Raw genomic sequence first — 20,587 nt, 5'->3', positions numbered from 1 at the left:
ACTCTGCTAATGATCTTATTAGCAGAGTAATTTTTAAGCAGTTGTATTTTTGTCTGATGTGAATAAATTATTAAAAGTTTCGCTAGCTGTAGAACCATTGTTTGGGAAGTATTTTTCAACATTGTATAAATTGCTTACACTAGCTGATAAAACTTTGTATCCATATGTATATTGAATAGTTACTGAATTATTAGTAAATGTTAAACTAGTTTTATTTCAATCAATCGCAGTAACTGGAACAAGATTAAAATCAAAGTATTTTCTAAATCAAGTTTCTCTATCTAATGCAGGTTGTTTTGAACTAGCTAAGTTACTTACCATAGTGTTATAAGCAGTTTGAAGTTTATCTAAAGAATCAAAATCATGTTTAATTTCATCACTTTTAGCGCTTACTGCAATTGTATTATTATATTGGTAAGGATTGTTTTCAGTAATTTTATTAAACCCAGATAGTGAATACACTTTAGTTACAGTATCTCCTAAACTAGGATCTTGTTGTTTCATTACACTTGTAACTGGATAAGTAACTTCTAAATATAAGATACCTTCAAAATCATTTGCATATGATTTAAATTGAATTAAAGCATAATCACTTTCAGTAAAAATAGCAGCCAATGGTTTAGCTTTATTATATAAGTAAAATTGATTTTTAGGTTTTTTGCCTTCATTATCAACTAGATCTTTTTGAGAAAGTAGAGTGCTTACTTTTAATTCTTTACTTCAAGCCTGAGAATCTCATTTGTAATTAACAACTTGTAAAGGATTAGTTGCATAAATAGAAGCAAGTGTATTTTGGTTTAAGCTAGCAGTTTTATTAAGTTGGTAATTGTCTAGTTGTTGCACTAAGGTTTGCTTTTTTTGTTGTTGAGCAATTGAAATAGAAGTACCAATAATTCCACCTAGAGCAATGGCACCAATAATTCCGTATGCTAAAAATAACTTACTACTTTTCTTCATAATTTTCTCCCGATAAAGTGTCATTAATATCATTAATTAAATCATTAATTCCAATTTTAGTTTCACTTGAAACAATAAAATATTGAAATGGTCCATATAATTGTCTTGAAGCTTGAATGTCTTTTAATAATTGATGTTTTTCTTTTTGTTTCAGCTTATCTGCTTTTGTATAAACTATTTTAAATGGTACATGTACCCGAAGTAAAAATTCAATTGGTTCAATATCAGTTTTAGTAATACCGTGTCTTGCATCAATTAATAAATATAAACATTTTAAGTTGCTACGATTAATAATATACTCATCAATCATTTTGTTCATTTCAACTAATTGAGTATTTGAAACTTTAGCATATCCATAACCAGGTAGATCAACAAAAACAGCACCTGTTTCATTTTGAAAGAAGTTTAATAATTGCGTTCTCCCAGGGGTTTTAGATACCTTGGCTAATTTTTTATTTGATACTATTGTATTAATTAATGAGCTTTTTCCGACATTTGAACGCCCTCAAAAGGCAATTTCGTTGTATGGATGCTCATATCAATTTTCTTTTTTAGTAGCTGATTTTATAAATTTAAACATTGAATTTTTCCTTATGTCTTATTAATCTAGATTGATATTGAACCGTGTCACAATCTGGAACAATTAAAATAGTTTCTAACTCTGGATTTAAGCTTTTATTTCCATAAGCTAATTCTAATTCATAGTTATAGTCAGTGTTATTTCTAGCACTACGAATTAGTCATTTGACATTTAGTTCTTGAGCTAAATGAGCAGTTAACTGTGTGGTATTTTGTAGCACAATGACTTCAGGTTTATTGGCATACAAATTACATAAAGCTGTATAGTTAGCCTCTACTCTTTCTTTATTATCTTTATCCGGATTTCAAGTTACTACTAAATAAAGTGTTTCAAAGAGTTGCAAGGCTTTTTCTACTACTGCTTGATGGCCAGGATGGAAGGGATCAAATGATCCTGCATACAAGGCTGATTTATTATTTTGCATAAATTTCTAATGCATTACGTGCAATAACTAATTCTTCATTAGTGCGGATTACATAAACTTTAACTTCACTATCTGGTGCTGAAATTAAAGCATAATCATCAAATGGAGCAGTGTTAGCTGCATGATCAAGTTTGATGTTTTTGAAAAATAGTTTATCAACAACCATTTGTCTAATTAAAGCAACATTTTCCCCAATTCCTGCTGTAAAGACAATAGCATCAGGATTTCCACCAATTTTGTTAGCATATAAAGCTGTATAATCTGCAATTTTTTGTGCATATAATTCTAAAGCAAATGCTGCATCTGCATTTCCATTTTTAGCTGCAGCTGTAATATCACGCATATCACTTGAGACTGTTGAAACTCCGTATAATCCACTTTGTTTGTTTAAGATGTTTGTGAATTCTTGAATGCTCATTCCTGTTTGTTTGCAAACAAATTCATGAATTGAAGGATCGATGTCACCACTTCTAGTTCCCATCATAATTCCTGCAAGAGGTGTTAATCCCATTGAAGTATCAAATGATTTAGAGTCTTTAATAGCACATAAACTTCCACCATTTCCTAAGTGTAAGTTAACAAATGTTACTTTATCTTTGCCAAGAATTTGAGCTAATTTTTCAGCAATGTATTGGTGTGAAATTCCATGAGCTCCGTAACGTTTAATTTTGTATTGTTCTGTAAGGTTTTTAGGAATTGCATATGTTGCATTAACCTTGTTTATTGTTGTGTGAAAAGCTGTATCAAAGTCAGCTGATAATTTAGCATTTGGAAAAACTTTTCTAAATCCTAAAATTGCTTGGACAGCACCTGGGTTATGTAAAGGTGCATACATTGAACATTCATCAATTAGTGCAATTTCTTTGTCAGTTACTTTAGTTGTACGATCAAAGTATGTTCCCCCTTGCACAATTCTAAATCCGATGTTTGAAATTTCATCAGGATTTGATATTAAGTTAATTTTTTGCATTAATTTGTATAGTGCATTAACTGCTTCTTCATGTGTTGGCATAACAACAATTTCTTCATATTTTTCACCGTTATATTTTAAAGCGATGTTACCTTCTGGTAATGTGATTCTTTCTGCAATACCACTAGCAATTAGTTCTAAGCTTTCTTTGTCAAAAAGACTTAATTTAATTGAACTACTTCCAGCGTTGATTACTAAAACTTTTTCTGTCATTCTTTCTCCTTTAGTTTCTAATCATGTACTTAAAATAAAAACTTATTACAAGTCTTTAAATGTTCTTATTAATAGCTAAATTATACCAATTATTAATTTTTTTGGCATAGGATAAAGCTATAAAAAAGTACCTATCTTATTATTCGATAAGTACTAATTGCGTGTAATTAAAATTGTAAAAATTAAACTAATTCAATAATTGCCATACGTGTTGAATCACCTTGACGACGAGGTAATTTAATAATTCTTGTGTATCCACCATTTCTTTCAGCGTATTTTGGTGCAATATCTTCAAATAAGTATTTTAATACTTCTTTGCCATCTTTTGTTTGAATTGGACGTAAATAAGCAGCAACTGCACGTCTGTTAGCTAATGTTGGGTTCTTAGCTTTTTGAATCATTCTTTCAGCGTGTCTTCTTACTTCTTTTGCTCTTGTTAAAGTTGTAACGATTCTTCCGTTAACATATAATTCGCTCACTAATGAACGCATTACACCATTTCTTCATTTTGTATCACGTGAATAAATTTGAGTTGGGTTTGCCATATTACTCATCTCCTTCTTTTAATTCGTAACCATATTCTTTTAATTTGTCTATGATTTCTTGAATTGATTTTTTACCTAAGTTTTTAGTTTGTTCTAATTGATTCAATGTAAGTTCTTTAATTTGTGATAATTTAGTTCTCTTAATTCTCTTAAGAGCATTTGCTGAACGAACTGAAAGTCCCATTTGAGCAATGTCTAAATCATCTTCTTCTTTTTCTTCAATTTTTGGTGCTTCTTCTTCAAAAATGTCAAGTTTCATGTCTTCAACTGATCCAATTACTTGGAATAATCCCATTAAGATTTCAGCAGCTGATTTAATAGCATCTTTAGCTTTTACTGTTCCATCTGTGTGGATTGTAAAGTCTAATTTTTCTTCTAGTTTAGGTGATGATGAATTTAATTCAGAAACTGAATAAGCTACTTTTGTAATTGGTGAGAAGTTTGAATCGATTGCAATAAAGTTTGCTTTCTTAATATCTGTTAAAGATGCTAATTCAGCTTCTCTCTTTGTTACGTAAGCTTTGTTTTCATCAAATGACATATATCCACGTCCAGGACGTAAATATAATTCTAGATTTAATGCTGATTCAGTTGAAACTGTTGCTAGATACACATTGTGATCTAGAACTTGTACACTTGGGTTGTTAACAACTTTTAATGATCTAGCTGTAACAGGTCCGATTGCATTTGAAGATAAAGTTACTTTGATAATTTCATTATCTGAAACTTGGTTTGCATCATATGTGAATCTAACTTTTCTTAGGTTCATAAATAAACTTGGTACATCTTCGACTACATCTTTAATAGTTTGGAATTCATGTGTAACACCTTCGATTCTAACAGAAAAAGGTGCTAAGGCTGTAACACTTGAAAGAAGTGTACGTCTAAGTGCAACTCCTAAAGTGTTAGCATATCCTCTTTCTAAACCTTGTAAAGAAAATGTAGTTTCATATTCACTAGTTTCTCTAATTTGTGGTTTTTCTAAATAATTTGGTTTTTTAAATTTTTCCATTGTTTGTACCTTCCTTTATGTTACGAATTATTTCTTCATACGTTCACGTTTTAAAATACGTTTTGGAGGTCTTGTTCCGTTGTGTGGAACTGGTGTAACATCCTTGATTTCTGTAACTGTAATTCCGCTAACTTCGATTTGTTTTCTTGCAGCGTCTTTTCCAGCTCCAAGTCCTTTTAATTCAACTTTAACTGTTTTGATTCCGTGTTCTTTAGCAGCTTCAGCAGCAGCTTGTGCAGCTAAACCAGCAGCATATGGAGTCTTTTTCTTTGTACCTTTGTATCCAATTGCTCCAGCTGATGATCAAGCTATAACATTACCATTTTCATCTGCAAATGTAACAATTGTATTTTGGTTTGTTGAGTGGATGTGTGCAACACCACTTGTAATGTTCTTTTTCTTTGTCTTACGTGCCATGATTATTTACCTTTCTTTCCAGCAACTGTTTTTCTAGGTCCTTTACGTGTACGAGCATTTTTCTTAGTACTTTGTCCACGTACAGGTAATCCTTTACGGTGTCTCATTCCACGGTAACATTTAATTTCCATTAAACGTTTAATGTTTAAGCTTACTTCTCTACGTAAGTCACCTTCAGTTGTATATTCTTTAGCAATTTCACGGATTCTTGATAATTCTTCTTCTGATAAGTCTTTTACACGTGCATCTTCGCTAATGTTTGCTTTTGCACAGATTTCTTTTGCTAATGAGTTCCCAATTCCATAAATGTATGTTAATGAAATAACAACACGTTTATTGTTAGGAATTTCAACGTTTAAAATTCTAGCCATTTATTTCCCCTTCTTATCCTTGTCTTTGTTTGTGTTTTGGTTGTACACAAATTACACGGATAATTCCTTTACGTTTGATAATTTTACAGTCTTTACACATTTTTTTAACACTTGCTCTAACTTTCATTAGTTCTCCTTTTATTTGTGTCTGTATGTAATGCGTCCTTGAGTTAAATCATAAGGACTTACTTCTACATCTACAGCATCACCAGGTAATATTCTGATATGGTTTACTCTCATCTTACCTGATATATGCGCTTTAATTACAACGCCATTTTCTAACTCAACAGAATAATCGTCTGTTGAATATGCCTCTTTTACAGTGCCTGTTAGTTTAATTGCATCTTTAGCCAATTAAATTCCTTTCGTAAGAATGATCCCTTTGCCATTCTTTATTAGTACTGTGTGTTCATAATGAGAATTATTACTTCCATCAGCACTGACTACTGTTCACCCATCTTTAAGAGTTTTGATTTTTGGATATTTTGTAACCATAGGTTCAATACAAATAACCATACCATCTTTAAGCAATGGTCCAGTTCCTTTAACACCATCATTTGGAACGTAAGGATCTTCATGTAGCTTACGTCCAATACCGTGCCCACAAAACTCAGCAGGTGTATAATAACCATGTTTTTTTATAGATTGTCCAATAGCGTAAGATATATCTCCTACACGTGCACCTTTTTTAATTGCATTGAAACCTGCATAGAATGCTTCTTTAGCTGCATCAATTATTTTTTGGTCAGCTTCAGAAATAGTTCCAACACCTTTTGTAAATGCACTATCGCTATTATATCCTTCTCAAATGCAACCTAGATCAACACTGACTAAGTCACCATCTTTAAGGATATAATCACTTGGTATACCATGTATCAATTGTTCGTTTACAGATATACATGCTGTAGCAGGGAAACCATAGAGTCCTTTAAAGGCTGGTTTAGCTCCCCGTTTTATTATTTCTTTAAAAGCCAATTGATCGATATCTTTTAAAGAAACACCTGGTCTTACAAAGTCTCAAATAACTTGTTTAACTTCTGCCAAGATCTTACATGACTTAGAAATTTTTTCGATTTCTGATGGATTTTTAATTGTTATCATAATAAAAATCCTTTCTACTTCTTCTAAAGTTTTTATATTTTATCATTTTTTTTAATTAATTTAAGAACTTTATCAGCCACTAAATCAGGGGTTTGTGAAGCATCTATCACATTTAATTCATTTAAATTAGCATAATAATCTAATAATGGTTTAGTTTGTTCTTCGTATAAGTCTAAACGATGTGCGATTCTTTCTTCAGTATCATCTTGTCTTTGAATTAATTCACCACCACATAAATCACATGTTTTATTGTCTTTTGATGGTTTGTATTTAATGTGATAGCTTTCAGAACATTTTGAACAAGTTCTTCTACCACTTAAACGATCTAAAATGATTGATTTATCTACTTTTAGTTCAACAACAACAAAATTAAACTCTGTTAAAGTTTTTAAGAATTCTGCTTGTGCTATTGTTCGAGGGAATCCATCAAGGATAAAATATTTATTTTCTTTTTTAAGTTTTTCTAATGCATTTTTTACAATCGCATTTGTGATTTCATCAGGTACATATCCACCTGTTGTAACAATATTTTTTACTTTAAGACCTAATTCTGTTTGTTCTTCTATTTCTTTTCTAAATATATTTCCAGTAGAAACGTGGATTAAATTGCTTTTGCTTGCAATTAAAGAAGCTACAGTACCCTTTCCTGCTCCAGGTTGACCCATAAAAATAATGTTAGTTTTAAAATTGTTTATCATAATAGTCCTTCGACGCTCTTAGCTTCATAATTTTCGATGTTTTTCATTGATTCTCTCTTAGCCTTAGCTAATCTATATGTTTTTCTACGAGCTTGTAATTGGCTCACTGTTTCAAGTGATACACTAACTAAAATCATTAATCCTGTACCACCAAATGAAATTACGCTTGGTAAGATTCCTGCCATAATTTCAACAAATTGCATTCCACCTAATATTAGTAAATAAAATGATGAGAAAACACTTAATCTAAACACAATAGCTATTAAATAGTCTTGTGTTTCTTCTCCAGGTCTAACCCCAGGAATAAATGTTGAATTTTTAGCAAAATCTTCAGCTATTTTATCAACTTTAGATTGTTGAATCCCCATAACTAAAGAGAAAGCAAAAATAATAACTAATAAGAGTGTAAATCCAATTGGTTGTGTAAATTGTAAGTTTTGGTTAATTCATTGCTTAGAAGCACTTGTATCTGGAAGAATGTTAGCAATCATTGTAGGGAATGATAATACCATCATTGCAAAAATAATTGGCATAATTCCACCTGGATTAAGTTTAATAGGTAAATTACCCATTTCCTTTTTACTCTTAGATCTTCCGGCACCAATTTGTTGAATAGGTATATGTCTTTCTGCTGTATAAACAATAGCTATAATCATAATAATGACTAAATATACAACTATGTATGTAGTAAAGTTAACAATACCTACTAATGAGCTAGAAAGTTTTGAAGGTTCTAGTCCAATATAGTGAATAAATGCTTCTTTAAATTGAAATGGAAGTCTAGCAGCAATACCAGTAAAAATGATTAAACTAGTTCCATTTCCAACACCTTTATTTGTTATTTGCTCTGATATAAAGAGTGCAAATAATGATGTAGCAGTTAATAGAACGGGTAAAATGAAGTATGCCATTGTGCCTTCAGAAATTCCGGTTCCTGCTAGATCAAATCCAATAAATGAATTTCGTCCACCAGCTGTTAAAGTTTTAAGTAAGAAGACAGCTTGCGGATATGAAATAATAAGAGTAAGAAATCTTGTTATAACATTGATTTTTCTTCTTCCTTGAGGTCCACTTTGACTCAATTTGTGAACTGGTGGAAAAATTTTGGATTGTAAAATCATCATAATTAACGACGCGTTAATGAAAGGACTGATTCCCAGTGCAAATAATGAGAATTGTCTTAAACCACCACCTCCAATTAAGTTAAGGGTGTTTAAAAATGAGTTATTACCAATTTCATCTGCATTGATCAATCTTACAAATGGAACCGTAATTGTTGTACCCATAATATAAATTATCAAAAGGAATGAAGTAAAAATAACCTTTTTGGTTAATTCTTTATTACTTCAGAAATTATTTCATTGGTTCTTTATTTTAAATATTAAAGTGCGCAAAATTTCCCCTTTTTTAGTATTACAGCGTAATTATATATTATTTTTAAAAATAAAAAAACGCCTTTAGCGTTATTTATATGTTCTTTAAAAACTGAATAGTAATTAAATAATTCATTAAAATGTCTGAATACATTAACTTTTAAACCTATCAATTTATTAGTAATGGTCAGCTAAATGTATTACTACACTTACACTTCCATCCTATCAACCTCGTAGTCTACAAGGAATTTCAAGGGAATACTTATCTCTGAGGAGGCTTCCCACTTAGATGCTTTCAGCGGTTATCCCTTCCGTACTTAGCTACCCAGCTATGCTCCTGGCGGAACAACTGGAACACCAGCGGTACGTCCACTCCGGTCCTCTCGTACTAAGAGCAGCTCTCATCAATATTCCAACGCCCACATCAGATAGGGACCGAACTGTCTCACGACGTTCTGAACCCAGCTCGCGTACCGCTTTAATTGGCGAACAGCCAAACCCTTGGAACCGACTCCAGCTCCAGGATGCGATGAGCCGACATCGAGGTGCCAAACCTTGCCGTCGATGTGATCTCTTGGGCAAGATAAGCCTGTTATCCCCAGGGTAACTTTTATCCGTTGAGCGACTGCCGTTCCATGACGTACAGCCGGATCACTAAGTCCTGCTTTCGCACCTGCTCGACTTGTAGGTCTCGCAGTCAAGCACACTTCTACCTTTGCGCTCTGCATACGGTTTCTGACCGTATTGAGTGTACCTTTGAACGCCTCCGTTACCTTTTAGGAGGCGACCGCCCCAGTCAAACTACCCACCACGCACTGTCTCCCCACCGGATTACGGTGGCAGGTTAGAAACTCAACATACCAAGGGTGGTATTTCAAGGTCGACTAATCTAGAACTGGCGTCCTAGCCTCATTGTCTCCCACCTATCCTACACATGTTAGGCCAAGTTTCAATACGAAGTTGTAGTAAAGCTCCATGGGGTCTTTTCGTCTTGATGCGGGTACCCAGCGTTTTCACTGGGACCATAATTTCACCGAGTCCAATGTTGAGACAGTTGAGAGATCATTGCGCCTTTCGTGCAGGTCAGTATTTAGCCGACAAGGAATTTCGCTACCTTAGGACCGTTATAGTTACGGCCGCCGTTCACCCGGGCTTCACTTCAATGCTTCGCGTAAGCTAACAAATCCGCTTAACCTTCGGGCACTGGGCAGGCTTCACCCCCTATACTTCATCTTACGATTTAGCAGAGAGCTGTGTTTTTGATAAACAGTTGCCCCTCACAATTTACTGTGGCCAACCGAAGTTGGCACCCCTTCTCGCGAACTTACGGGGTTAATTTGCAGAGTTCCTTAACATTGGTTTTCTCGCTCGCCTTAGAATACTCATCTTGGGAACGTGTGTCCGTTCTCGGTACAGGCACCTTTTGTTTTATAACGCTTAGAAGCTTTTCTTGGAAGTATGAAATCACACAATTTGCCACAAGTGGCTCTACATAATGACTCCCGGTTGTAGAATACGCATTTAACTATATTCACCAGTTATCACTTATCCCTAAATCCGATAATAGGTAGTGCTATCCTTCTTCGTCACTCCATCACTTACGCAGGTGGTACAGGAATATTAACCTGTTGTCCATCGGATACGCTTTTCAGCCTCTCCTTAGGTCCTGACTAACCCTGGGTGGACGAACCTTCCCCAGGAAACCTTTCCCAATAGGCGTTGAGGATTCTCACCTCAAATCGTTACTCATACCGGCATTCTCACTTCTTAACGCTCCACCAGTCCTCACGGTCTGACTTCGCCGCATTAAGAACGCTCCTCTAACGTACTAAATGTACCCGTGGCTTCGGTATCGTGTTTTACTCCCGTTACATTATTGGCGCAAGATCTCTTGACTAGTGAGCTATTACGCACTCTTTAAAGGATGGCTGCTTCTAAGCCAACCTCCTAGTTGTTTATGAAATCTCACAACCTTTCTGACTTAACACGATTTTGGGACCTTAGCCGACGATCTGGGTTGTTGCCCTCGCGAGCCGGGACGTTAGCACCCCGGTTCCGACTGCATGATAATACACAATGATATTCGGAGTTTGATTATAGTCAGTACCACTAGACGTGGCCATTCCATATTCAGTGCTCTACCATCAAAGTTTAACATCACACGCTAGCCCTAAAGCTATTTCGAGGAGAACCAGCTATCTCCAAGTTCGATTGGAATTTCTCCGCTATTCACAAGTCATCCGGGCACTTTTCAGCGTACTACGGTTCGGCCCTCCACTTGGGATTAACCAAGCTTCAGCCTGCTCATGAATAGATCACATGGTTTCGGGTATATGTCAACATACTAGTCGCCCTATTAAGACTCGATTTCTCTGCGGCTCCGCTTTTTTCTGCTTAACCTCGCATGTTAACATAACTCGCCGGTCCATACTGCAAGATGTACGCCATCACCCATTAACGGGCTCTGACTAATTGTAAGTAAGTGGTTTCAGATTCTATTTCACTCCCCTCCCGGGGTTCTTTTCACCTTTCCCTCACGGTACTAGTTCACTATCGGTGTCTGATTAGTATTTAGCCTTACCGGATGGTCCCGGCAGATTCAGACAGGGTTTCACGTGCCCCGCCCTACTCAGGATACTATCAAAAGTCCTTGCCATTTCACATACGGGAGTATCACCCTCTGTGCTTAGTTTTCCCAAACTATTCTGCTATAACAAAGATTTGTAACTTTATGTAGATAGTCCTACAACCCCAGTTTAAAAAACTGGTTTGGGCTCTTTCACGTTCGCTCGCCGCTACTGATGAAATCATTTTTATTTTCTCTTCCTGTTGCTACTAAGATGTTTCAGTTCACAACGTGTCTCGCAAATGGAACTATTTTATTCATTCCATAGCAACTAGACATTACTCTAGTTAGGTTTCCCCATTCGGAAATCCCCGTTTCGTTGCTTATATCCAGCTCCACGAGGCTTATCGCAGGTAATCACGTCCTTCATCGACTTTCAGACCCAAGGCATCCACCACAAACTCTTACTTATTTAAAAGTTGTAACAATATTTTCCTATTGTTGTTGATGTATTCAAAGACATTTTAACGAATTATTATTTCTAATAATTTCTCGGTATCACAAAACAAATTGACTAATTAATTTATTTTTTGATGTCGTTGTTATATTAATATCTTTACTATTCAGTTTTCAAAGAACATAGAGAGAAAGTTCTCTCAAAACTAGATATATCCCATGACAAAATTATTTGTTTTATAAAAAAGGTAATTAAAGTAACAATAAATTGTTATTATGTGTACTCCGTAGAAAGGAGGTAATCCATCCCCACGTTCTCGTAGGGATACCTTGTTACGACTTCACCCCAGTCACCAGTCCTGCCTTAGGCAGTTGTCTCCGTAGTTGACTAAACCGACTTCGGGCATTACCAGCTCCCATGGTGTGACGGGCGGTGTGTACAAGACCCGAGAACGTATTCACCGTAGCGTAGCTGATCTACGATTACTAGCGATTCCGACTTCATGTAGTCGAGTTGCAGACTACAATCCGAACTGAGAAAGGTTTTTTGAGATTTGCTCCATGTCGCCATATTGCTTCTCTTTGTACCTTCCATTGTAGCACGTGTGTTGCCCCACTCGTAAGAGGCATGATGATTTGACGTCGTCCCCACCTTCCTCCCAGTTACCCGGGCAGTCTCCTTAGGATATTTAACTAAGGATAAGGGTTGCGCTCGTTGCAGGACTTAACCGAACATCTCACGACACGAGCTGACGACAACCATGCACCATCTGTCATTCTGTTAACCTCCACTATATCTCTATAGCTTTGCAGAAGATGTCAAGAGTGGGTAAGGTTCTACGCGTATCTTCAAATTAAACCACATGCTCCACCGCTTGTGCGGATCCCCGTCAATTCCTTTAAGTTTCACTCTTGCGAGCATACTACTCAGGCGGATGATTTAATGCGTTAGCTGCGCCGATGGTTCCCATCAGCTAATCATCATCGTTTACGGCGTGGACTACCAGGGTATCTAATCCTGTTTGCTCCCCACGCTTTCGTCTCTCAGTGTCAATATGTGCCCAGTTAACTGCCTTCGCCAAGTTGATGTTCTTCCTTATATCTACGCATTTCACCGCTTCACAAGGAATTCCGTTAACCTCTACACAATTCTAGTTAGCCAGTATCCAACGCGATTTGGGGTTGAGCCCCAAGTTTTGACGCCAGACTTAACTAACAACCTACAGACGCTTTACGCCCAATAATTCCGGATAACGCTTGCAACCTATGTATTACCGCGGCTGCTGGCACATAGTTAGCCGTTGCTTTCTGATTTAGTACTGTCAAGATAATAGCATTTCCTCTATTATTTTTTCATCCTAAATAACAGCAGTTTACAACCCGAAGGCCTTCATCCTGCACGCTGTGTCGCTCCATCAGGCTTTCGCCCATTGTGGAAAATTCCCTACTGCTGCCTCCCGTAGGAGTCTGGGCCGTATCTCAGTCCCAGTGTGACGGATCAGTCTCTCAACCCCGTTAAACATCATAGCCTTGGTAAGCCATTACCTTACCAACTAGCTAATGTTCCGCACCCCGATCTTCTAGTGGAGCTTTAGAGGCTCCTTTTATATAAAAAACATGCGTTTCTTATAAGTATCCGGTATTAGCGCTAATTTCTCAGCGTTATCCCAATCTAGAAGGTACGTTAAGTACGTGTTACTCACCCATTCGCCGCTAAGTTCCGAAGAACTCCGCTCGACATGCATGTATTAGGCACACAGCCAGCGTTCATCCTGAGCCAGGATCAAACTCTCGAAAAAATTGACTGTCATGTACATTGTATATATCTAGTTTTCAAAGAACTTTATGCACCATTTAGGTTGCGATATTATTATATAACAGATTTTGATTTAATGAAATAAAAAGATAAATATTTTTTTATTTAATCTGTCATATAGTTTTTACAACTAAATGTGTAATCAAATAATAACAAAAAAATCGCAAAACGCGACTAAAAAAATATTTTTTTATATTGTAGCTAATATTTCATTATATAAAGGGGGATTATTGACAATAAATGTCCTCATATTTTTCTTTCCTTGAGCGACATTTTCGCCTTTATAGCTAAATCATGCTCCTTTTTTCTCAAGTATTCCATTTTCGATCGCTAAATCAACTAGTTCACCATATTTATCGATTCCAACTGAAAAGTATAGTTCTGATTGGCCTGTCTTATAAGGTATAGATAATTTATTCTTTACTACTTTGTATTTTATTTCACATCCAACAATATCTTTGCCTTCTATAATAGGAGATCCTTTTCTTACTTCTATTCTTACACTGGCATAGAATTTTAAAGCTCTTCCTCCAGGTGTTGTCTCAGGGCTGCCAAATATTACTCCCACTTTTTCTCTGATTTGATTAATAAATATAATAGTGGTTTTATTTTTATTTAGATTTCCAGTTATTTTCCGAAGTCCTTTAGACATCAATCTTGCTTGAGCACCAATTTGCAAATCAGTCATTTCACCATTTAATTCAGCTTCAGGAACTAATGCTGCAACACTATCAACAACTATTAAGTCAATTTTTCCTGTTTTAGCTAGTATGTCAACAATTTCTAATGCTTGTTCCCCTGAATTTGGTTGTGAAAGTATTAATTTTGAAGTATCGACGCCAATTCTTTGTGCATATTCTGAATCTATTGCATGTTCTGCATCGATAAAAGCAGCAATTCCACCTCCTTTTTGCACTTCTGCAATTGCGTTTAAAGCTAAAGTTGTTTTCCCTGAGCTTTCTGGACCATAAATTTCAATAATTTTTCCTTTTGGAAATCCTTTGATCCCTAGGATTTTATCTAGTATATAACTACCGCTATGAAAAGTGTCAATGGATATATAAGGTATATCCCCTAATATCATGATAGATTCTTCCCCCATTTTTTTACTGATTTCCTTTATAGTATCTTTTATATACTGAGAAATATTTGCTTCATTTTTTGTTTCTGCTGTTTCTGTCATTTTTTCCTTTCTTTATCCCACTTAATAAATACAAAAAAATATTTTTTGAACTAAAAAAGGAAAAAAATAAAAAAAGTACACTCTTTCGAGCATACTTTTATGCGTTGTGAATAAATTATTTAATGATTCTTGTTACTGAACCAGCACCAACTGTACGTCCACCTTCACGGATAGAGAATTTTGTTCCTTCTTCTACAGCGATAGGAGCGATTAATTTAACTTTTAAGTTAACGTTTTCACCTGGCATAACCATTTCACGACCTGGTTCGAATTCAACTCCACCTGTTACGTCTGTTGTACGGAAGTAGAATTGAGGTTTGTAGTTTTTGAAGAATGGTGTGTGACGTCCACCTTCTTCTTTTTTAAGTACATAGATTGCAGCTTCGAATTCTGTGTGAGGAACGATTGATCCTGGTTTAGCAAGAACTTGTCCACGTTCAACATCTTCACGGTTTACACCACGAAGTAATAATCCAGCGTTGTCCCCTGCTTGTGCTTCTTTAAGGTTTTTACGGAACATTTCGATTCCTGTAACAACTGTTTTCTTAGTAGGTTTTAATCCAACGATTTCAACTTCGTCGTTTAATTTAAGTGTTCCACGTTCTACACGTCCTGTAGCAACTGTTCCACGTCCTGTAATTGTAAATACGTCTTCAACAGCCATTAAGAATGGTTTGTCAAATTCTTTAACTGGTGTTTCAATGTATGAATCAACAGCGTCCATTAATTCCATAACTTTGTCTTCGTATTTAGCATCACCTTCAAGAGCTTTTAAAGCTGATCCACGGATGATTGGAGCGTTATCTCCGTCAAATCCGTATTCTGAAAGAAGTGAACGAATTTCCATTTCAACTAATTCGATCATGTCTTCTTCACCTTCTAACATATCACATTTGTTTAAGAAAACAACGATACGAGGAACACCAACTTGTTTAGATAAAAGAATGTGTTCACGTGTTTGAGGCATAGGTCCATCTGTTGCAGCAACAACTAAGATAGCACCATCCATTTGAGCAGCCCCTGTAATCATGTTTTTAACGTAGTCAGCGTGACCTGGACAGTCTACGTGTGCGTAGTGACGTTTTTCTGTTTGATATTCGATGTGTGAAGTATTAATTGTAATTCCACGTGCTCTTTCTTCTGGAGCGTTATCGATTGAAGCGTAATCACGAGCTTCTGATAAACCTTTTTTAGCTAAAACTGTAGCAATAGCAGCAGTTAAAGTTGTTTTACCGTGGTCAACGTGTCCGATTGTACCAACGTTAACGTGTTCTTTTGAACGATCAAAATCTAATTTTGCCATATTTGTAATCCTTTCTATTAAATATAATTAGATATTATTTTTTTATTTAAGTTATTTTTTTGTTTTAGCGCTAAAACCAACCTTAAGTCTGGTCTTTCATCCAGATCCTGTCCGTTTATATTAGCAATGTAATTTTATCAAATTTTTTATATTTTCTGAAAAATGTAATTTTTTTATTAATTGCTTAAAAATAAGTTAAAAAAGTGGATTTTAGAATAATTTCATTTGGTTTGTTTCATTTAGATAATCAAGAATTCCAAGTTCTTCATTTAAATATTTATATAAACTAGCATTTACACCACTACGTTTTTTGAAATCTTCCTTAGACATATATGGTGTTTCTTCTCTTCCTTGAATAATTTTTGTAGCCACAGCTTCACCAAGTCCCCCAATTGCTGAAAATGGTGGAATTAAAGTTTTGTGTTCACGATCTACAACTCATTCTGTAGCAAGCGATCTAGTTAAATCAATATTTGAAATGTTAAAACCTCTTGCATATAATTCACGTGCTATTTCTAATGTTTGCAATAAGTTCTCTTCTTTAACCTTTTTATCACGTAGGCTTTCGATTTCTTTAATTTTCTTATTAATCTTAACAGCTCCATAATCATCTTTCAGAGTTTGAATATCAAACTCTTCAACTCTGGTTGTGAAAAATGTTGCATAGTATTCAAGTGGGTAATATAGTTTGAATCAAGCAATTCTTCAAGCCATTAATACATAGGCAGTAGCGTGGGCCTTAGGGAACATATATTTAATTTTTTTCATAGAATCAATGTATCAATCTGGTACATTGCTACTTTGTAATGAGGCTACTTCTTCATCTGTTAACCCTTTACCTTTACGTACTTTTTCCATTATTTTGAAAGCATATAAAGGTTCAACACCACGGTTAATTAAGTAAACCATAATATCGTCACGACAAGAGATAACATCTTTTAAGGTAAATCCCCGTTCTTTAATTAAGCTTTGAGCATTTCCGGTTCATACATCAGTACCATGAGAAAGCCCTGAAAGTGAAATTAAATCTGCAAATGATTCAGCTTTTGCTTCATAAAGCATACGTCTAACAAAGTTGGTTCCAAATTCAGGCAATCCTAAAGCACCAGTAATTTCACCCCCAATATCTTTAGGTTCAATTTTAAGTGCTTTAGTACTGCTAAATAGTGACATAACAGCTGGATCTTTTTTAGGGATATCTTTCTTAACATCAATGCCTGTTAATCTTTCAAGCATTCTGATAGCAGTTGGATCAACGTGTCCTAAAATATCTAGTTTTAAAACATTATCATGAATTGCATGGAAATCAAAGTGGGTTGTTTTTCAATCAAGTGTAATATCATCAGCTGGATAGTTAATTGGTGTAAAGTCTTCTACATCATATTCTTTCGGAATAATAATAATTCCTCCAGGGTGTTGTCCAGTAGTTCTCTTGACCCCTTCCATTTTAGTTGATAAGAAATCAATGTAAGGACCTGTAAACTCAAATCCATATTCTTCTACAGCTTTTTTAACATAACCATAGGCAGTTTTACTTTTAATTGTAGAAATTGTACCAGCTCTAAAAGTGTGACTTTCTCCAAATAGACGTTTAATCTCATTATGAATTTCAGCTTGATAATCACCTGAGAAGTTTAAATCGATATCAGGAACTTTATCAGCATTGAATCCTAAGAAAGTTTCGAATGGAATGGTTTGTCCATCTTTTTCCATAACTATTTGACAATTTGGACAAGTTTTATCATCTAGATCAAATCCTGAAGTAATTCCTTCGATATTGACTAATTCAAAGTTCTTACATTTTGGACAAATATAGTGTGGTGGAAGTGGATTAACTTCAGTTATACCAGACATGGTGGCTACTAAAGAAGAACCAACACTTCCACGACTACCTACAAGGTATCCATTGTCTAAAGATTTCTTAACAAGTTTATGTGAAATTCAGTAGATAACATCAAATCCATATTTTAAAATAGGTGTGATTTCTTTTTCTAATCTTTCTTCAATAAGTTGTGGTAGTTTTTCACCATATTTTTCATGCGCAGTTTTATAAACTAAGTCATATAGTTTTTCTTTTGAATTATCAAATTTCGGTGTGTAAAGCTCATTGTGAATAACTTCAATGTCATCAGCTACTAAACTTGCAATGTGATTTGGATTGTTAATTACTAAATCTTCCACTAATTCAGGTTTATTGATAAATGAGAAAGCTTCTAACATTTGATCAGTTGTATAGAACTCTAAATCAGGTAATTTCATAGTTTTAGCTTGAGCTTTACGATAGTCGAATAAAAAGTGTGAAGTATTACCAATTCCTTTAGAGTAAACTAAACATTTAAAAACATTTTTATCTAGTTTGTCTTGGTATCTAACATCTCCAATTGCTACTGGAATCTTTTTATTTTCTAAAGCCATAGTGACCATTCTTAAAATGGTATCTTGAACTTCAAATTGTGAGAATTTATCTGGCGATTCAATATAGTGATCTAACGCATTTAAGTGTGGAATTTCAATATAGTCAAACTTTTGCACTAACTGATTAATTGCTAAATTAGAAGAATAAAACATATAGTCTAATAATCTAGATTTTAATCCACCCGATCCAATTAATAAGTTTGGACTTTTAACTAAGTCTTCTAAAAATAGTTTTGGTGAACCAAAATATCTTTGTGTTAGTGATAAAGTAACTAAATTAAATAATTCTTTTAATCCTGCTTGGTTTAATGCTAACACTGTAACTTGAGTTGATCTAGTTCTATTATAAATACTATTATCTTGAATACTGTCTAATTGATTAAAAGTATAAATACCTCTTTCACTTAATAATTGCATAGCTTTAATTCAAGCTTGAGCAAGTACATCAGCATCGTAATCAGCACGGTGGGCTACATTTGCATCATAAACTACAGATAAATTGGCACAAAAGGCACCTAAATTATGTTCTCTTTTTTCGCTAAATAAATATCTTGAAACAATAAGTGAGTCAATAAAGAATGTATGAGGCAATTCTCTACCAGCTTGAATAAACTTTTGGTAGATAAAATGCGAGTCGAAGTGGGCATTGTGGGCTACACAAACACGATTGTTAATAATCTCATAAATTTTATCTAATCCTTCTTGTAAGTCATATCCTTCTTCTTCCAGCATTTTATCAGTAATGTTAGTTAGATTAATAGTAGTTGAAGATAAAGGCTTTCTTGACTTAATGAAGAATTGGTGGGTTTCTTTAATTTCACCATCAACTACAACTGAAGCTCCAAATTCAATTAAGTCTCCATATTGAGCAGATAAGTGCGTAGTTTCAATATCTAAAACAACATATTCGCTGTTTAAAATATTACGATCTATACCATCATAGTTTAATAAGAAATTGTGGTTTTTATCAATTACGTCAAATGAAACTCCATAAATTGGTTTCACTCCTGCCTTTTTAGCTGTAGCAAAAAATTCAGGGAAACCTTGTACACCGTTAGAATCAACAAGCGCAACAGCTTTATGACCAAAACTTTTTGCAATGTTAATAATGTCTTTTGGATCCAATAATCCATCCATAGTACTCATTTTAGAACGAGTTGATAATTCAACACGTTTAAAATCAGCCATATCTTCTCTAGTGTTGCGAGGGTTATCGATTTTGACAAAATAATTAGCTTTAATGATTTTGTTTAAAGGTCCTTCTCCACGATATGAATATGGGTTTGCCACCATACCATAGACTTCAACATAATCATTTAATTGTGGAATATAATCTGGAGTATTATCATTGTTTACAAAATAGCTAACTTCAACAGCATCATAATAATCTGAAATATTAACTTTGTAAATTTTGAATTCAGGTTTCTCAATAATTTCACATTTATAAATAAGACCTGAAACCATAACTGGAATATCTATAGCTTCAGGAGCAAGTGTTGAAACATAATTTAAGCTGACAGCTGAATAGTTTCGAGTTTTATTTCTATATGCCCGATTTTCTTTATATTTTCGATCAGCTACCTTACGTTCAAAATCACTGCTGCCTGATTCATCATTTGAATAAAATGAAGCTTTTTTGAGATATTGAGTTCTAATTTCTCCTTCTAAATTAGAATCTAAATTATCAACATATTTAGGAAGTAAAATAAACTTTTTAAATCCAAAATTACGCATAACACTTGATAAAGTTGCTGCTTGTAATTCTAAATCTCTAGCTTGATCTTTGTCTGAATAACTAAATTCTCAAGCATTATTATTTTTATTGTAGCTTAATAAGTCGAATGCTTTTAGGTGTTGGTGCAAGGCACAATTGTTTAAATCATCTTCTAATTCAAGCAACCCTAAAATATAATTTTTAATTTCATCATTGCTAAAATCTGTATTAGCAAATTGACATTCAATTCAAAATTTATCTTTCTTACAAGCATATAAAAGTTTTTCGAAATCTACTCAAGTTGGTATTTGAGTTTCGAGAAAAACTTTTTGATATTTAATTTCATTATTATCTCCATATCGAAACTCTACTTTATTACTATCAAATTTAGCGTCTTGAAATGAAGATAAAAAACTTAGGCCTAAATAGTCCATAAGTTTTTGAAATGGTTTATTTGAATATTGCATATTACT

At 34.4% G+C, this 20,587-nt stretch carries 16 protein-coding genes and 2 rRNA genes; all 18 read right to left on the bottom strand.

All coding sequences use genetic code 4. The annotated features are described in order from the left end of the window. Positions 1 to 33: 33 nt before the first annotated feature. Positions 34 to 957 carry an MAG1430 family protein gene (locus ACM0L0_RS00440; protein ID WP_416738608.1) on the bottom strand — a complete coding sequence of 308 codons (924 nt, stop codon included), beginning with the start codon at positions 955 to 957 and terminating at the stop codon, positions 34 to 36. Continuing rightward, the gene (gene yihA / locus ACM0L0_RS00435) at positions 944 to 1,537 is read right to left on the bottom strand and encodes a ribosome biogenesis GTP-binding protein YihA/YsxC (protein WP_416738607.1); all 594 of its coding nucleotides are present in this window, start codon (positions 1,535 to 1,537) and stop codon (positions 944 to 946) included. Before yihA ends, ACM0L0_RS00440 begins: the two co-directional genes overlap by 14 nt. Next, positions 1,530 to 1,961: a pantetheine-phosphate adenylyltransferase gene (gene coaD / locus ACM0L0_RS00430; protein ID WP_416738606.1), complete on the bottom strand. Its 432-nt coding sequence runs from the start codon at positions 1,959 to 1,961 to the stop codon at positions 1,530 to 1,532. Before coaD ends, yihA begins: the two co-directional genes overlap by 8 nt. Further along, positions 1,951 to 3,144 carry an acetate/propionate family kinase gene (locus tag ACM0L0_RS00425; RefSeq protein WP_416738605.1) on the bottom strand — a complete coding sequence of 398 codons (1,194 nt, stop codon included), beginning with the start codon at positions 3,142 to 3,144 and terminating at the stop codon, positions 1,951 to 1,953. Before ACM0L0_RS00425 ends, coaD begins: the two co-directional genes overlap by 11 nt. Before the next feature lie 182 nt (positions 3,145 to 3,326). Then, the gene (gene rplQ, locus ACM0L0_RS00420) at positions 3,327 to 3,689 is read right to left on the bottom strand and encodes a 50S ribosomal protein L17 (protein ID WP_416738604.1); all 363 of its coding nucleotides are present in this window, start codon (positions 3,687 to 3,689) and stop codon (positions 3,327 to 3,329) included. Position 3,690: 1 nt separating this feature from the next. Next, on the bottom strand, positions 3,691 to 4,701 hold the full coding sequence (locus ACM0L0_RS00415) for a DNA-directed RNA polymerase subunit alpha (protein ID WP_416738603.1): 1,011 nt from the start codon (positions 4,699 to 4,701) through the stop codon (positions 3,691 to 3,693). Positions 4,702 to 4,728: 27 nt separating this feature from the next. Continuing rightward, on the bottom strand, positions 4,729 to 5,118 hold the full coding sequence (gene rpsK / locus ACM0L0_RS00410) for a 30S ribosomal protein S11 (protein ID WP_257089267.1): 390 nt from the start codon (positions 5,116 to 5,118) through the stop codon (positions 4,729 to 4,731). Between the two features lie 2 nt (positions 5,119 to 5,120). After that, the gene (rpsM, locus tag ACM0L0_RS00405; RefSeq protein ID WP_416738602.1) at positions 5,121 to 5,489 is read right to left on the bottom strand and encodes a 30S ribosomal protein S13; all 369 of its coding nucleotides are present in this window, start codon (positions 5,487 to 5,489) and stop codon (positions 5,121 to 5,123) included. A gap of 13 nt (positions 5,490 to 5,502) precedes the next feature. Then, the gene (gene rpmJ, locus ACM0L0_RS00400; RefSeq protein WP_416738601.1) at positions 5,503 to 5,616 is read right to left on the bottom strand and encodes a 50S ribosomal protein L36; all 114 of its coding nucleotides are present in this window, start codon (positions 5,614 to 5,616) and stop codon (positions 5,503 to 5,505) included. A gap of 11 nt (positions 5,617 to 5,627) precedes the next feature. After that, positions 5,628 to 5,843 carry a translation initiation factor IF-1 gene (gene infA, locus ACM0L0_RS00395; RefSeq protein ID WP_416738600.1) on the bottom strand — a complete coding sequence of 72 codons (216 nt, stop codon included), beginning with the start codon at positions 5,841 to 5,843 and terminating at the stop codon, positions 5,628 to 5,630. Next, a complete protein-coding gene (gene map / locus ACM0L0_RS00390; protein WP_416738599.1) occupies positions 5,844 to 6,590 on the bottom strand; it encodes a type I methionyl aminopeptidase in 747 nt (248 codons plus the stop codon). 32 nt (positions 6,591 to 6,622) lie between these two features. Then, complete coding sequence (locus ACM0L0_RS00385) at positions 6,623 to 7,288, bottom strand: adenylate kinase family protein (RefSeq protein WP_416738598.1); 666 nt, start codon at positions 7,286 to 7,288, stop codon at positions 6,623 to 6,625. After that, the gene (gene secY, locus ACM0L0_RS00380; protein ID WP_416738597.1) at positions 7,282 to 8,682 is read right to left on the bottom strand and encodes a preprotein translocase subunit SecY; all 1,401 of its coding nucleotides are present in this window, start codon (positions 8,680 to 8,682) and stop codon (positions 7,282 to 7,284) included. Before secY ends, ACM0L0_RS00385 begins: the two co-directional genes overlap by 7 nt. A 135-nt stretch (positions 8,683 to 8,817) precedes the next feature. Continuing rightward, a 23S ribosomal RNA gene (locus tag ACM0L0_RS00375) occupies positions 8,818 to 11,705 on the bottom strand. 269 nt (positions 11,706 to 11,974) lie between these two features. Then, positions 11,975 to 13,482, bottom strand: a 16S ribosomal RNA gene (locus ACM0L0_RS00370). Together the 16S and 23S rRNA genes form the textbook arrangement of a ribosomal RNA operon. Positions 13,483 to 13,689: 207 nt before the next feature. After that, the gene (recA, locus tag ACM0L0_RS00365) at positions 13,690 to 14,682 is read right to left on the bottom strand and encodes a recombinase RecA (RefSeq protein WP_416738596.1); all 993 of its coding nucleotides are present in this window, start codon (positions 14,680 to 14,682) and stop codon (positions 13,690 to 13,692) included. Between the two features lie 115 nt (positions 14,683 to 14,797). Continuing rightward, positions 14,798 to 15,985 (bottom strand): elongation factor Tu, encoded by a 1,188-nt coding sequence (gene tuf / locus ACM0L0_RS00360; RefSeq protein ID WP_416738595.1) that lies wholly within the window; start codon positions 15,983 to 15,985, stop codon positions 14,798 to 14,800. Between the two features lie 210 nt (positions 15,986 to 16,195). Beyond that, on the bottom strand, positions 16,196 to 20,581 hold the full coding sequence (locus ACM0L0_RS00355; protein ID WP_416738594.1) for a PolC-type DNA polymerase III: 4,386 nt from the start codon (positions 20,579 to 20,581) through the stop codon (positions 16,196 to 16,198). Positions 20,582 to 20,587 lie beyond the last annotated feature (6 nt).

Origin of the sequence: Mycoplasma razini (assembly GCF_048076865.1) — a bacterium.
Classification (GTDB): domain Bacteria; phylum Bacillota_I; class Bacilli_A; order Mycoplasmatales; family Metamycoplasmataceae; genus Mycoplasmopsis.
This window is presented reverse-complemented; position numbering and strand designations above follow the sequence as displayed.